General features: G+C 72.3%; 1 protein-coding gene. It reads left to right on the top strand.

The window, feature by feature from the left end; all coding sequences use genetic code 11:
• Nucleotides 1-238 (top strand): ketoacyl-synthetase C-terminal extension domain-containing protein (locus UK12_RS35980; RefSeq protein WP_045307441.1); only part of this gene is annotated, 238 nt, incomplete at both ends.

The raw sequence follows: 238 nt of genomic DNA, 5'->3' as shown, positions 1-238 counted from the left end.
GACCGGCGAGCCGCGCCGGGCGGGCGTCTCCGCCTTCGGCGTCAGCGGTACCAACGCGCACACGATCCTGGAGCAGGCGCCGGCTGTTGAGGCCGAAGCTGTCGAGGCGAGCGTGTCGCCGTCGGTGGTGCCGGTGGTACTCTCGGCGAAGGGCGAGACGGCACTTCGGGCTCAGGCCAGGGAGCTCCAGTCGCGGGTCGAGGCCGACCCCGAGCTGACCGTCACGGACCTCGGTTAC

It is taken from the genome of Saccharothrix sp. ST-888 (genome assembly GCF_000955975.1).
Lineage (GTDB): Bacteria > Actinomycetota > Actinomycetes > Streptomycetales > Streptomycetaceae > Kitasatospora.
This window is presented reverse-complemented; position numbering and strand designations above follow the sequence as displayed.